This is a genomic window from Meiothermus sp. (assembly GCF_025060375.1).
Taxonomy (GTDB): Bacteria; Deinococcota; Deinococci; order Deinococcales; family Thermaceae; genus Meiothermus.
The window spans coordinates 1-13103 of record NZ_JANXCG010000027.1; the positions used below are offsets into that span (position 1 = coordinate 1).

The following is a 13103-nucleotide window of genomic DNA, read 5'->3' on the forward strand; positions in this document are numbered from 1 at the left end:
TGTGGAGATGGTGATGCCTGGGGACAACGTGACGTTTACGGTGGAGCTGATCAAGCCGATTGCGCTGGAGGAGGGCTTGCGGTTTGCCATCCGGGAGGGTGGTCGCACCGTGGGTGCGGGGGTGGTGTCCAAGATCATCGAATAACGTGATAGACTAAAGCCTTGCTGGCCCGGTCAGGCGACGGGAGCCTGGCTGGGCCGAAGGCTGAAAGAGGAACCTATGGCCAGCGAAATCCGGATCAAGCTGCTCCTGGAGTGTACGGGGTGCAAGCGCCGCAACTACGCCAGCGAAAAGAACAAGCGCAACACCACGGCCAAGCTCGAGCTCAAGAAGTACTGCCCCTGGTGCAACAAGCACCTCCCCCACCGGGAAGTAAAAATCTGAGGGGGGACCCATGGCCCAAGAGAACACCGCCCCTAAGCGCTCCCTTGGCGCCCGAATCATCAACTACTTTCGCGAGGCTCGTGCTGAGCTTTCCCGGGTAACCTGGTCAACTCGCCAGGAGATCATCGAGTCCACTCAGGTTATTCTGGTCTTTGCGGCGGTGGCAATGGTGGTGCTGGGGCTCATCGATACCGTCTTCCGCTTCATCACGGTGCGCCTACCGTGACGGGTATCCGCTATGAGCATTGAATGGTACGCCGTTCACACCTATGTGGGCTACGAGGAAAAGGTCAAGGAGAACCTCGAGCAGCGGGTGAAGGCCCTTGGAATGCAGGACAAAATCTTCCAGGTCCTGATTCCTACCGAAGAGGTGGTGGAGCACCGCGAGGGGGGCAAGAAGGAGGTCATTCGCCGCAAACTCTACCCCGGCTACATCTACGTGTTGGTGGACCTGGGTGATACCCCGGGTGAGGTCAACGAGGCCTGGGAGGTGGTGCGGAACACGCCGGGAGTGACTGGATTTGTGGGCACCGCCACCCGCCCTGTGCCCCTAACCCCCGATGAGGTGCAGCACCTTTTGGAGGTTTCCGGCCTGGCAGGCAAAAAGGAAACCCCAAAGGCTCAGGTGGCTTTCAAGGAGGGCGATGTGGTGCGGGTAATCTCGGGTCCGTTCGCCGACTTTACCGGGGTGGTAGGGGAGGTCAACCTCGAGCGGCAGAAGGTTAAGGTGCTGGTTTCCATCTTTGGCCGGGAAACCCCTGTGGAGCTTGACTTTTCTCAGGTGGTTCGGGCTTAGGCTCTTAGGTGAGAGACCGGTTTTGGGCGGGCGATAACACCACGAAGTTCGTGGGAGCCCAGACAGCAAAAAGGAGGAAGCGAAATGAAAAAGGTTACAGCCGTAGTCAAGCTACAACTCCCAGCAGGAAAAGCAACCCCAGCTCCCCCGGTGGGCCCTGCTTTGGGGCAGCATGGGGCCAACATCATGGAGTTTGTCAAGGCGTTCAATGCGGCCAGCGCCCACATGGGCGACGCCATCGTGCCGGTGGAGATTACCATTTACTCCGACCGCTCCTTTACCTTCGTGACCAAGACCCCGCCGGCCTCCTACCTGATTCGCAAGGCTGCGGGGATTGAGAAGGGTTCGGGTAAGGCTGGTCGGGAAAAGGTGGGCAAGTTGACCTGGGAGCAGTGCCTGGAAATTGCCAAGCAAAAGATGCCCGACATGAACGCAGGCGACCTGGAGGCAGCCGCTCGGCAGATTGCTGGCTCGGCCCGTTCCATGGGTGTGGAAGTCACGGGGGTGCCCAATGCCTAAGCGCGGTAAACGCTATCGGGCCATTGTGGAAAGGGTAGACCTCCAAAAGGTCTACAGCATTGAGGAGGCAGCCGCCCTGATTCCGCAGATCAGAAGCGCCCGTTTTGACGAGACGGTGGAGATTCACGTGAGGCTTGGAATCGACGCCAAGAAGTCGGACCAAAATGTGCGCTCCACCGTGGCCTTGCCCCATGGCACGGGCCGTGCGGTGCGGGTGCTGGCTATTGCCAAAGGGGAGAAGATTGCCGAAGCCCAAGCGGCGGGTGCGGACATCGCGGCGGGTGAGGAGATCATCCAGGAGATTCTGGATGGCCGCTCCGACTTCGATGCGGTGGTGGCAACCCCTGATGTGATGGGCGCAGTGGGCTCCAAGTTGGGCCGCATCCTGGGGCCTAAGGGCCTGCTGCCCAACCCTAAGGCGGGAACCGTGGGCTTTAATATCGGTGAGATCGTACGGGAGATTAAGGCCGGTCGGATTGAATTCCGCAACGACAAAACCGGTGTGGTGCATGCCCCGGTGGGCAAGGCCAGCTTTACCCCCGAGCAGATTGCCGAGAACGTGCGAGCCTTCCTCAAGGCGGTGGAGAGTGCTAAGCCAGAGGGGGCCAAAGGCACCTACCTGCGCTCGGTCTACCTTTCGACCACCATGGGTCCCAGCATCAAGGTAAACCCTGCTAGTGTTAGCAAGGCCTAGAGGTGGTCTGGGCCTAGGCTCTGGCCCCCTTGGGGGGCCTCTTTTTGCTGGCCCAAATTGCGTATGCTAAGCGCTGGCATGACCCCTGCCCAAGCCCTAAGCCTGAGCCTGCTGGTGGCAGGTGTGGTGTTTGGCCTCAAGTGGTTGGCCTACCTGCTTACCGGTTCAGTGGCGTTGTACTCCGATGCGCTGGAGTCGGTGGTGAACATCGTGGCGGCCGCTGTGGCCCTTTTCGCGGTCAGGGTTTCCAGACGCCCAGCCGACCACAACCACCCTTATGGCCACACCAAGGCTGAGTACCTCTCAGCGGTGTTGGAGGGGGTGTTGATTGTCCTGGCGGCTCTGGCCATCGTGCGGGAGGCCTGGCCTCGGCTGCTCGAGCCGGAGGCCGTTGAAGACCTGGGGCTGGGCTTGCTGGTTTCCCTGGCGGCCTCGAGCCTCAACGCCCTCCTGGGGTGGTTTCTAATCGCTAGAGGCAGAAGAACCCGCTCCCCTGCGGTGGTGGCCGACGGGAAGCACGTTTTGACGGATGTGCTGACCTCGGTGGGGGTGATTTTGGGCATGGGGCTGGCTGGCCTGACGGGGTGGTGGCTGCTTGACCCCCTGCTGGCTATTTTTGTGGCAACGAACATCTTATGGGTGGGCTGGCGGCTGGTGCGGGACTCCCTGGGGGGGCTGATGGACGAGGGGCTACCCGAGGTGGAGCTGAGCGAGGTTCGGGAAGCCCTGCGCTATGCCTTAGAAGGCCTGGCTGCCGAGGGGAGGGTGCTGGAGGTGCACGACCTCCGTACCCGTCGGGCTGGACCCCGTACCTTTGTGGAGTTTCACCTGGTGGTGCCGGGAGAGACCACGGTGGAGCAGGCCCACCAAATTTGCGACCGGCTCGAGGGGGCCCTGCAGGCCCGGCTGGAGGGCCTGCAGACCACCATCCATGTGGAGCCGGACCACAAGGCCAAGCACGCCACCTTCAGGATTGGTTGAACCTAAGCGTAGGCCAGGTCCACGATTATGTAGGTCTGGCTGCCCTTGGGGCCTTTGACCTGCACCTCGTCGCCCACCTTTTTGCCCATTAGGGCCTGGCCCAAAGGGGATTCGTTGGAGATTTTTCCGCTGAACACATCGGCCTCATGGCTGCCCACCATGGTTAGGCTCATGCGCTGGCCGCTGGGGGTCTCGAGCTCCACCGTTACCCCGATCTGCACCTCGGTGGGTACCCCGTTGCCCGCCTCCACCACCTGCACCCGGCTGAGGATGTCCTCCAGCTCGGCAATTCGGCTGTTGTTCTCCCACATTGCCCGACGGGCTTCGTCGTATCCCGCGTTTTCCCGAAGGTCGCCCTCGGCGATGGCCCGGCCCATCTCTTCCGCAATCTGGCGCATCCTTTCGGTTTTCAAGTAGGCCAGCTCCTGCTCGAGGCGGGCCTTGCCTTCAGCGGTAAGGTACACTGGCTTCTTGTTGGCCATCAAACAAAACCTCCAAGGGCCTATCCCGGTAGGCCCGGCTTCCAGTATAGTGGGCCCTTGGTCATATGCCCAGCTGCCGACGGGCTGCCTCGGCGTCTTGGGCGAGCTGGGCTTTTAGGGCTTCCAGGCTTTCAAACTTCCGCTCCTCCCTCAGCCGGGCTAGAAATTCCACGCTCACCTCCTGCCCGTACAGGTCGCCGGCAAAACCGAAGAGGTGCACCTCCAGCCGCAGGTGCTGGCCCAAAACCGTCGGCCGGTGGCCCACGTTGGCCATGCCCCCGTAGCGGCCCTGGGGGGTTTGGACGCGCACTGCGAAAACCCCCGGAGGCAGGATTTTGAGTGGGGCCACCCCAACGTTGGCGGTGGGGAAACCCAGCCTTCGCCCCAGCTTGTCGCCCTCCTGGACAATGCCCCTGGCCGAGTAGGGACGGCCCAGAAGGCGCTGGGCCTCCTCCACCGCCCCCGCCCGCAGAAGCTCCCGAATCCGGCTTGACTTAACCGGTCCACCCAGGAGTTCGAGAAGGGGCAGGGTACGGGCAGGGGCCACGCTCTGGAGGTCTTCCAAACCCCCCTTGCGCCCCTGGCCGAAGCGGAAGTCAGCCCCTACATAGAAGCACGCCGCCTCGAGGCGCCTTAGCTCTTGCAGGAATTCCTCTTTGCTGCGCTGGGCAAAGGCTTCGGTAAAGGGCACAACCAGAGCTATTTCCACCCCGAGCCCGCGCAGGAGCTCTACCTTCTCGCTGAGGTCGGTCAGAAACCCCTCGCCCCGCGTGAAGACCTTGCTGGGGGGGTCGAAGGTGTAGAGGAGCAGGGGGATGTGGCGCTGGTGGGCCTCGTTTCGGGCCTGGTGGATGAGGTGTTGGTGGCCCAGGTGGAGCCCGTCAAAGCTGCCAATGGCCACCACCTTGGGGCCAGTCGGGGCGTCCTGAGGGTCGTTGATGAGGAGCATGGCCGAGCTAGACCGGGCGCTGGGCGGTTTCCAGCAGGTAGTAGAGAATTCCGGCCATGGCCGGGGCGGAGATCTGCTCCCTTCCCGCCTGGGCTGCGCGGTAGACCTCCTTGGGGTCGTGCCATTCCACCGAGATCTGCTCATCGGGGTCTGGGGTTCCCCGGGCTGGCCGGAGGTCTTTAGCCCGGAAGAGAAAGACCTTTTCGTTGCAGAAGCCAGGGGATACGTAGAAGCTGTTGAGAAACTCCAACTCCCCGCTGAGCTGGGTTTCCTCAGCTAGCTCGCGCAGGGCCGCCTCCAGGGGGGTTTCACCCCGATGGATGAGGCCGGCAGGGAGCTCGAGGGTGCTACCGCCCACCGCTGGGCGATGCTGCCGCACGAACAGGAGCTTGCCGTCGCATTCAGCCAGTATGGCCACTGCGTGGTCATGCTCCACAACCTCGAAGCCGTTCTCTATGGCCAGGTTCAGGATGCGGCCCCGATACAGGTAGTGTCGCGAGGGCATGAGCTCAAGCTAATGGGTGGGGCCACAAACGTCAAATCGGCCCGGTTCAGGTGGCTTAGACTGGGGCGGGATGGAGGACTTGCTCTTCGCAGAGCTGAAGCGGGAGGTGGACCTGCTGGGGCGGGCCTTGGGGAAGGCCATCCGCACGCTTTCGGGTGAACGGGTGTTTGCCTTGGAGGAGCGGATTCGTGAGCTAACCAAGGCCCTGCGGCACGCCCCCAGCGAGGCCGGTCGTCGGGAACTTTTGGGGTTGATACAGGGTCTGTCCCTCCCGGAGGCCGAGGCGGTGGTTCGGGCTTTTTCCGCCTACTTTCACCTGGTCAACCTGGCCGAAGAGCGCCAGCGGGTGCGGGTTAACCGGGAGCGGGAGAAGAGGAGCACCCCTGAGGCGCCTCGAGGTGAGTCCTTTCTAGCCCTGGTGGGCCAGCTCAAGGCCCAAGGGCTTGGCTACGAGGAGGTGGTAGCGGTTCTCTCCCGCCTGCGGCTGCACCTAACCTTCACGGCCCACCCCACCGAGACCCGCCGCCGCACCCAACGGCACCACCTGGCAGAGGTTCAGAGGCTTTTGGAGCGGCTTGAGCGGGGCGAGCCGGTTCTGGAGGAGCTGGAGGCGCGGGTTACGCTGCTTTGGGGCACCACCGAGTTGCGGAAGGCCCGGCCCAGCGTGGAGGACGAGGTCAAAGGTGGGCTGTTCTACGCCACGGGTGCGCTCTGGCAGGCTGTGCCGAGGCTGGTAGAGGGGTTGGAGCGGGCGGTGGAGGCTCACTACGGCAGGCGGCCCGATTTGACCCCTCCTTTGGTCTTCAGAAGCTGGATTGGGGGAGACCGCGATGGAAACCCCAATGTGACCCCCGAGGTAACCGCCTGGGCCCAGAAGTACGCCCGGGAATTGGCGTTGCGCCAGTTTGTGGATGGGGTGGATGGGCAGATTCGCGACCTTTCCCTGACCGAGGACCGGGTGGCCATCAGCCGCGAGCTGAGGCTGGCCTTGGAGGAGCAGGCCCGTCGCCTCAGCCTGCCTGAGCGCTTTCAAGGGGAGCCATACCGCCGATTCGGTATGGGTTTGCGCCGCCGGCTGCGTTCCTTGCTCGGGGAGATGGGTCCAGGTTACGAGAGCACCCAGGAGTTTGCCGACGACCTGCGCAAGATGGAGGGCAGCCTAGAGCAGCTTGGCCTGGGGAATGTGGCGCGAACCTTTGTGCGACCCCTCCGGTTCAACGCGCTGGCCTTCGGGCTGGACCTGGTGGCCCTGGACCTGCGCGAAGAGTCCCGGGTCCTGTCTGAGGCGGTGGCCGAGCTTTTGAGGGTGGGAGGCCTGCAGGAGAACTACCTGGCCCTGGACCCCGAGGCGCGGGAGGTGCTCCTCACCCAGGAGCTGGCCACTGCCCGTCCCCTGGCCCCGGTGGGCTACCGCCCGCAGAGCCGAGCCCTTCAGACTGCCCTGGAGGCCCTGCGGGTCTGGCGGGCTCGAGGGGCCCACGTGGTCTCCATGACCCACCACCCCAGCGACCTGCTCGAGGTCATGCTGCTGGCCCGGGAGGTGGGGCTTTACCGGCCCGGGCGGGGCCTGCCCTTTGATGTGGTGCCGCTCTTTGAGACCCTGAGCGACCTGCAAAACGCGCCCAGGGTGGTGGCCCGGTTGCTTGAGAATCCGGTGTTTATGGCCCATGTGCAGGGTCGGGGGGGGCTCGAGGTCATGATTGGCTACTCCGACTCCAACAAGGATGCGGGCTTCCTGGCGGCCAACTGGGCGCTCTACCAGGCCCAGGAGGCCATCAGCGCGGTGGCCAAAAGCCGAAACGTGCAGGTCTACTACTTCCACGGCCGGGGCACCTCCACCGCGCGGGGGGGTGGCACCGCCGGGCGGGCCATTGCCAGCCTGCCCCCCGGCACGGTAGGAAGCCGGATGCGCCTGACCGAGCAGGGCGAAGCCCTGGCCGACCGCTACGCCCACCCCGAGCTGGCCTACCGCAACCTCGAGCAGATGCTCTACCACCTGGCCTTGGCCTCGGCCCGCGACCTCTACGGTCAGGCCGAGCCTCTCCCAGAGGCGTGGCGAGAGGCCATGGAACGGGCCGCCCAGCGCTCCACCGAGGCCTACCGGGAGCTGCTCTTGCGCCCGGGGTTCTTTGAGTTCTACGAGCAACTCACCCCCATCCGCGAGATTGGGGCCCTCAACATCGCCAGCCGCCCGGTTTATCGCTCGGGGCGGGTGCGGGAAATCAAAGACCTGAGGGCCATCCCCTGGGTGATGTCCTGGACGCAGGTGCGGCTTTTGCTGCCGGGTTGGTATGGCCTGGCCGAGGGCCTGGAGGAGATTCCCCTAGGCCTGCGGCGGGAGATGTTTGAGGGGTGGCCCTTCTTCGCCACCACCCTGGACAGTGCGGCCATTGCCCTGGCCAAAGCCGACCTGGGCATTGCCCGGGAGTACCTTCGCCTGGTGGAACCCAAGCTGGCCGAGCGTTTCTTTCCCTCCATCGCCCGGTCCTTCGAGAGGAGCAGAGCCTTGCTGGAGGAGACCTTCCAGGGTCCCCTGCTCCGCAACCACCCGGTGCTGGCTCGCCAGACCGAACTCAGAAACCCTTATGTCGACCCCATCTCGCTGGTGCAGGTGGAGCTTCTAGCCCGCTACCGCCGAACCCCCCCGGAGTCGCCTGAGCGGCCCGGCCTCGAGCGGGCCCTAATGCTCTCCATCCTGGGGATTGCGGCTGGCTTGCGCAACGCGGGCTAAGGGCCTCCAAAAGCCCTTCGGGCCAGCGCCAGCAGTCCCAGGTCGCTGCCCCAAGGCCCCACCAGCTGGACGCCGATGGGCTTCGCCTCCGGTTGCCCGGCCGGCACCGAGATCACCGGTGCGCCCAGCAGGCTGGCGTAGCAGGTGAGGCTCAGGGTGCGCCAGCGGAAGGCCAGGGCCCCTTCGGCGTCTTGCAGCTCACTGAGGGGTGGGGCGCTGGTGGGGGTCGCGGGCAACAGCACGAGCGTGCCGGGTAAAAGCCAAGCCCCCATCTCGGCCCGTAGCTGTGCCTGATGGCTCAAGGCCCGCCCAACTTCCCCCGGGGTGAGCCGGGAGGCCATCTCCAGGAGCCTGCGCACATCCTCACCCAGGCGCGGCTGCTGCGCCTCGAGCCACTCCTGGTGAAAACCCCAGGCCTCTGCCCCCTGCAAGACCCGCTGGGTTTCGCGGGCCGCCTCCAGCAAGCCCAGCCGCCTCTCCTTGATGGCGATGCCCTGGGCCTCGAGCCTCTGCGCCGCCCGCTCTACCGCTTGCTGGGCCTCAGGGCTGGAGAGTTCCAGGGCGTCGCTCACGATCACCGCCTGTGCAAAACCCACCGCTGGCAGGGCCTCGGAGAGCAGGACTCGGGCAAAGCGCTCCATCACCCCTGGGTCGGCTGCCAGGAGCCCCACGGTGTCGTAGCTGGGGGCCAGGGGCACCACCCCCTGGGTGGGGATGGCCCCGTGGGTGGGCCGGTAGCCGTAGATACCGCAGAAGGAGGCCGGAATCCGCACCGAGCCCGCGGTGTCGCTACCCAGGGCCACTGGCACCAGACCCGCGGCCACCGCCACTGCCGACCCCGAAGAGGAGCCCCCGGGAATTCCATCCGGTACCCTGGGGTTTTTGGGGGTGCCGAAGTGGGGGTTGATGCCGGTTATGCCGTAGGCCAGCTCGTGGGTGTGGGTCTTGGCCACCAGCCTGGCCCCTGCCCGCTTGAGTGCCGCCACCGCCCAAGCGTCCCGGGTTGGAAGGCCCCAGCGTTCGGCAAATTCGGGGTTGCCCGCCCCGGTGGGTAGCCCGGCCACGTCGAAGATGTCCTTGGCGGCGAAGGTAAGCCCAGTCAGCGGACCGCACCCCTGCTCGGGTCCCTCCACCCAGGCCACCACCGCTCCGCAGTCGTCCCTTAGGTTCACCCCGCTATCTTACGCCCGTAAGATAGGGGCCGGTATGGTTGAGGTGCACCACCGCTCCGTAACCTTTTACCCCCCGGCCCGCGCCAGGTTTCTGGTCGGTGACTTCACCGACTGGGATAGGAGGCCCATCCCCATTGAAGGACCTCTTACCCTCGAGTTTCCCCCTGGGGCCTACATTGAGTACGCCTTTCTAGACGAGGACCGAGAGCCCTTCCCCGACCCCGACAACCCCCGCAAGGCCCAAAACCCCTGGTGGAGCTACCCCAGGGCTATCGAACTGCCCGGCTTTCAGTACGCCACGCCGCACCAGCCCTCCCGCCCGGTAGAGGTAGACCGCCACCGGCTGGCGTCCAGGGTCTTTGGCACCCCCCGCCGCTACTACGTGTATAACCCTCAAGAACCGGCCCAGGCCACCCTCTACGTGCACGACGGGGTGGCTTACTATCGCACCGCCAAGCTGGCTGAGGTGGCCCAGGGGCTTCTGGAGCAGGGTCAGATAGACCCGGTTCGCATCGTGTTCATAGAGCCGGAGGACCGCCGGCAGGAATACTGGTTCAGCACCGCCTACGAACGGCACCTGCTGGACGAACTCATCCCCGCGGTGGAGGCCCAGTACGGCCCTACCCCGGAACGGGGTTTGCTGGGCGCCAGCCTGGGGGGGCTGATCTCAGGCTGGCTGGCCTTGCGCCATCCCCAGGTTTTCCAGAAGGTGGCTACCCAGTCGGCCTGCCTCACTGCCTCGCCCAAGGGGGGCGATTCCTACACCGACCCTGAGTGGCTCACCGAGCAGTACCAGGTTGCCGAGACCCTCCCGCTGCGCTTTTACTGCGAGACCGGCCAGATTGAGTGGCTGCTGGCTCCCAATCGTCGCTTTGCTGCTATGTTGGCTGACAAGGGCTACCCTCACCTCTACCAAGAACGCCCTTCCGGCCACAACTGGATGACCTGGCGGCAGGGGCTGGCCCCGGCCCTGCTGTACCTGTTTGGCAGCAGATGATAAGCTCGGGTTTATGGATTTTGGTGCAGCTTTTTTAGCCATTCTGATTATTGTGGCCCTCGAGGCTGTTCTCTCCGTGGACAACGCCATGGTTTTGGCTGTGATGGTGCGGCCTCTACCCGAACATCTACGCTCAAGGGCGTTGCTCTACGGCATCATCGGAGCCTATGTGCTACGCGGGCTGGCCTTGCTATTTGCCACCGTGATCATCCAGATATGGTGGATACAGCTTCTGGGCGGGGCTTACCTGGTCTACCTGGCCCTCAACCACCTGCTGCGCCGCAAGCCTGAGGAGGTTGGGGAGGAGAAGTTCCGAATGCAGCAGGCTGCGGCGGCCAGTTTTTGGCGGGTGGTGGCCATGATCAACCTGGTGGACCTGGCCTTTGCGGTGGACTCGGTGCTGGTGGTCATCGCTTTTAGCCGGGAGTTCTGGGTGATCTTCACCGGTGTTGCCATCGGGATTCTCCTGATTCGGCTGGCTGCTGGCGTCATGGTCGCTATCATCGAGCGATATCCGCGGCTCGAGGTCGTGGCCTACGCGGTGGTGGGGTGGGCTGGAATCAAGCTAACCCTGGAGGGCTGGGCTCACGGTAGCGAGGTCTGGCTGCACCGCCCAGAGTTGGCGCTGCACCTACCGCAGGCCTTCTTCCTGAGCGTCACTCTGGCCATCTTGGTGCTGGGCACCCTGTGGGCCTTCCGCCGCTCTTCCGAATCCTGAACCCGTACTCACCTGAGAGGGTAATCCCAATCACCCTGGGGGTTTACGGGTACCTGCTCAAAGCTAGGGGTGCTGGACGTGGAGGACCTGCTCGGCCCCCGGCCCAGGCCTGAGCCCCCGCTGGGCAAAGCCCGGCCGATAGGCCGTAGAATCGCCACAAGACGACGGACCCGAGGGTAGAGCACCCTCGGGTTTTTGCGTCCTGGGCTGGTGCGCCCGGCAGGACTAGAACCTGCGACCTAAGGTTTAGGAAACCTTTGCTCTATCCACACTGAGCTACGAGCGCAGGGTTGCCCCAGGCGGGCAACCCAGATTCTAGCACCTATGCCGCTTTGCTTCTACAGCAAGCCTGAAGAAATCTGGTAAGTTTGAGCGGATGGGGCTTTTCATGGCGATTCTAGCCTATCTGGTGGGCGCCTTGCCTCTAGGGTACTGGGCGGTGCGCCGTTTGAGCGGATGGGACCCCCGCTGGGCCTCGAGCTACAACCTGGGTCTGGAGAACGCGCTCCAACGCCTGGGGATTGGTCCTGCGCTGTTGGCTTTTGTCCTGGATGCGCTCAAAGGTTTGTTGGCAGTTTGGTTGGGGGGGAGGCTGGGGTTCTCCTGGGGAGTGGTCTTTGCCCTTTTGGTCTATCTAGGCCACCTCTATCCCCTGCGACCTTTTTCCCAAGGAGCGCCGCTGCGGGGGCGGGGAGCAGGGGTGTTGTTGGGGACGATTCTTGGGCTCCACCTGAGCGGTCTGCCCTACCCCCATACGTTGGCGCTTCTGTTGCTGGGGGCGCTCACCCTGCTGACCCGCTATGTTTCACTGGCGGTCTTGGCTCTGCCTCTAGGCCTTGCATTTCTCACCACGTTTTTGCCCATGGAGCCATGGGCCAGGCTCGCTGCTTGGGGCCTTTTTGCTGTGGCCCTGTGGCGCCACAAGGAGAACATTGCTCGGATGCTAGAGGGCATCGAGCCCCGCTTGGGTGAGCCTCCCCCCCTTCCTTCGGAGAAGCAGGTGGTCTGCGCCTTCATGATTCATCCCCTCACCTTGGAAGACCTCTTCCAAAGCCCCCGTTTTCGCTGGGCCAGGCCTTTGATTGAGCGGGGCATCCTTTCGCGTGCTTGGGTAGAGCGCCTTGCGGAGTTTTTCCGACCAATGAAGGTAGGGGAGCTGCGCGGGGTGAGGACCGCGGACGGTCGGGAGATTCGCTGCTATCTAATTTCCGCCCCGCTTTTGCCCCACCAGATTACCGGTAAGCCCGATCTCGCCACCCTGCGGGCCATTCAAGGGGCCCGGTTGGCACGGGAGCTGGGCTGTACGGTGGTGGGGCTGGGGGCTTTCTGGAGCGTGGTGGGCGAGAAGGGCCGGTTGGTGCAGGAGGCGGTGCCCGAGATAGAGGTGACCAACGGTGGAGCCTACACCGCTGGCACCGTCAAGGCGGCCATCCCCGGCATTCTGGCCCACTTCGAGCAGACTGGACGAAGGTTGGGGGAGGCCACCGCTGCTGTGGTGGGGGCCAATGGGGTGGTGGCCTTTGGCATCGCCCGCCAGATAGCGCCCTTGGTGGGCAAGCTAATCCTGGTGGGGCGGAACCTCGAGCGCCTGGAGAAGAGCGCCGCAAGCCTCAGGCAGAATCTGGAGCGCAAAGGGCAGCCTGTGCCCAAGATCGTGACCACCTTGGATATAGCCGCCATCCGCGAGGCCGACCTGGTTTTCAGCGCCACCTCCGACCCCCGGCCGGTCATCTTCCCCGAGCACGTGAAGCCCGGGGCCTGGATTTACGATGAGGGCGTACCACCCGATGTGGACGAGTCGGTCAAGGGGCTGCCGGGGGTGCGGGTGATCCCGGGCGGGGTGGTGCGGCCTCCGGGCAACATGACCGGCAACCTTGATCTGCACTTTGGCGAAGGGGCCGTACCGGCCTGTCTGGCTGAGACCATGATTCTGGCCGCTGAAGGGGCCTACGAGCGCAAGAGCCTGGGGGGTGAGACCAAGAGCGAGAACATCCAGTTCTTCGTGGATCGGGCCGAGGCCTTGGGGTTTCGGGTGGTGGACTAGCCCTTGCGGCCCAGCAAGCTGGGCCAGCAGGTCTGCGCTCTGGAGCAGGTGCCCGCCCTCCACCGCTCGGTCTGGCAGCGGGATTGGTGCGGTTGCGCTGGTGTGGCCGTGCTGCTACGCAGTTGGTAGA

The 13103-nt window shown here is 64.2% G+C and carries 14 protein-coding genes, 1 tRNA gene and 1 pseudogene; 11 read left to right on the top strand and 5 right to left on the bottom strand.

Annotation, left to right across the window (positions count from 1 at the left end; all coding sequences use genetic code 11):
- The 7 genes and pseudogenes from tuf to NZ849_RS03425 form a co-directional block, all read left to right on the top strand.
- Window positions 1-145 (top strand): annotated as a pseudogene (gene tuf / locus NZ849_RS03395) (elongation factor Tu); the annotation flags it as partial.
- 75 nt (window positions 146-220) lie between these two features.
- Complete coding sequence (rpmG, locus tag NZ849_RS03400; RefSeq protein ID WP_363319596.1) at window positions 221-385, top strand: 50S ribosomal protein L33; 165 nt, start codon at window positions 221-223, stop codon at window positions 383-385.
- 10 nt (window positions 386-395) lie between these two features.
- The gene (gene secE, locus NZ849_RS03405) at window positions 396-611 is read left to right on the top strand and encodes a preprotein translocase subunit SecE (protein WP_295387157.1); all 216 of its coding nucleotides are present in this window, start codon (window positions 396-398) and stop codon (window positions 609-611) included.
- Window positions 612-623: 12 nt separating this feature from the next.
- Window positions 624-1181: a transcription termination/antitermination protein NusG gene (gene nusG, locus NZ849_RS03410; RefSeq protein ID WP_295387161.1), complete on the top strand. Its 558-nt coding sequence runs from the start codon at window positions 624-626 to the stop codon at window positions 1179-1181.
- 84 nt (window positions 1182-1265) lie between these two features.
- Entirely contained in the window at window positions 1266-1700 is a 435-nt protein-coding gene (rplK, locus tag NZ849_RS03415) for a 50S ribosomal protein L11 (RefSeq protein WP_295387162.1), read from the top strand.
- Entirely contained in the window at window positions 1693-2394 is a 702-nt protein-coding gene (rplA, locus tag NZ849_RS03420) for a 50S ribosomal protein L1 (RefSeq protein ID WP_295387163.1), read from the top strand. The genes rplK and rplA overlap by 8 nt, the downstream gene beginning before the upstream one ends.
- Window positions 2395-2472: 78 nt before the next feature.
- Entirely contained in the window at window positions 2473-3375 is a 903-nt protein-coding gene (locus NZ849_RS03425) for a cation diffusion facilitator family transporter (RefSeq protein WP_295387165.1), read from the top strand.
- 2 nt (window positions 3376-3377) lie between these two features.
- Here NZ849_RS03425 and greA read toward each other — a convergent pair whose 3' ends face one another.
- The 3 genes from greA to NZ849_RS03440 all read right to left on the bottom strand — a co-directional run bounded on the left by greA (window position 3378) and on the right by NZ849_RS03440 (window position 5311).
- The gene (gene greA / locus NZ849_RS03430; RefSeq protein ID WP_295387166.1) at window positions 3378-3857 is read right to left on the bottom strand and encodes a transcription elongation factor GreA; all 480 of its coding nucleotides are present in this window, start codon (window positions 3855-3857) and stop codon (window positions 3378-3380) included.
- 61 nt (window positions 3858-3918) lie between these two features.
- On the bottom strand, window positions 3919-4806 hold the full coding sequence (ribF, locus tag NZ849_RS03435) for a riboflavin biosynthesis protein RibF (protein ID WP_295387168.1): 888 nt from the start codon (window positions 4804-4806) through the stop codon (window positions 3919-3921).
- 7 nt (window positions 4807-4813) lie between these two features.
- Entirely contained in the window at window positions 4814-5311 is a 498-nt protein-coding gene (locus NZ849_RS03440) for an NUDIX hydrolase (RefSeq protein WP_295387170.1), read from the bottom strand.
- 70 nt (window positions 5312-5381) lie between these two features.
- On the opposite strand from NZ849_RS03440, the gene NZ849_RS03445 reads away from it, so the two are divergent.
- Window positions 5382-8042 (top strand): phosphoenolpyruvate carboxylase, encoded by a 2661-nt coding sequence (locus tag NZ849_RS03445; RefSeq protein ID WP_295404176.1) that lies wholly within the window; start codon window positions 5382-5384, stop codon window positions 8040-8042.
- On the opposite strand, the gene NZ849_RS03450 is transcribed toward NZ849_RS03445, so the two are convergent.
- Complete coding sequence (locus NZ849_RS03450; protein WP_295404178.1) at window positions 8039-9214, bottom strand: amidase family protein; 1176 nt, start codon at window positions 9212-9214, stop codon at window positions 8039-8041. The two genes, NZ849_RS03445 and NZ849_RS03450, sit on opposite strands and share 4 nt — an antisense overlap.
- A gap of 34 nt (window positions 9215-9248) precedes the next feature.
- Here NZ849_RS03450 and NZ849_RS03455 point away from each other — a divergent pair, with 34 nt between their 5' ends.
- Together NZ849_RS03455 and NZ849_RS03460 are read left to right on the top strand one after the other, a co-directional pair.
- Window positions 9249-10211: an alpha/beta hydrolase-fold protein gene (locus NZ849_RS03455; protein WP_295404181.1), complete on the top strand. Its 963-nt coding sequence runs from the start codon at window positions 9249-9251 to the stop codon at window positions 10209-10211.
- 13 nt (window positions 10212-10224) lie between these two features.
- The gene (locus NZ849_RS03460) at window positions 10225-10929 is read left to right on the top strand and encodes a TerC family protein (protein ID WP_295387181.1); all 705 of its coding nucleotides are present in this window, start codon (window positions 10225-10227) and stop codon (window positions 10927-10929) included.
- Window positions 10930-11137: 208 nt separating this feature from the next.
- Here NZ849_RS03460 and NZ849_RS03465 read toward each other — a convergent pair.
- Window positions 11138-11215, bottom strand: a tRNA-Arg gene (locus NZ849_RS03465).
- A gap of 90 nt (window positions 11216-11305) precedes the next feature.
- Here NZ849_RS03465 and NZ849_RS03470 point away from each other — a divergent pair.
- Window positions 11306-12973: a glycerol-3-phosphate acyltransferase gene (locus NZ849_RS03470; RefSeq protein ID WP_295404185.1), complete on the top strand. Its 1668-nt coding sequence runs from the start codon at window positions 11306-11308 to the stop codon at window positions 12971-12973.
- Window positions 12974-13103: the final 130 nt, after the last annotated feature.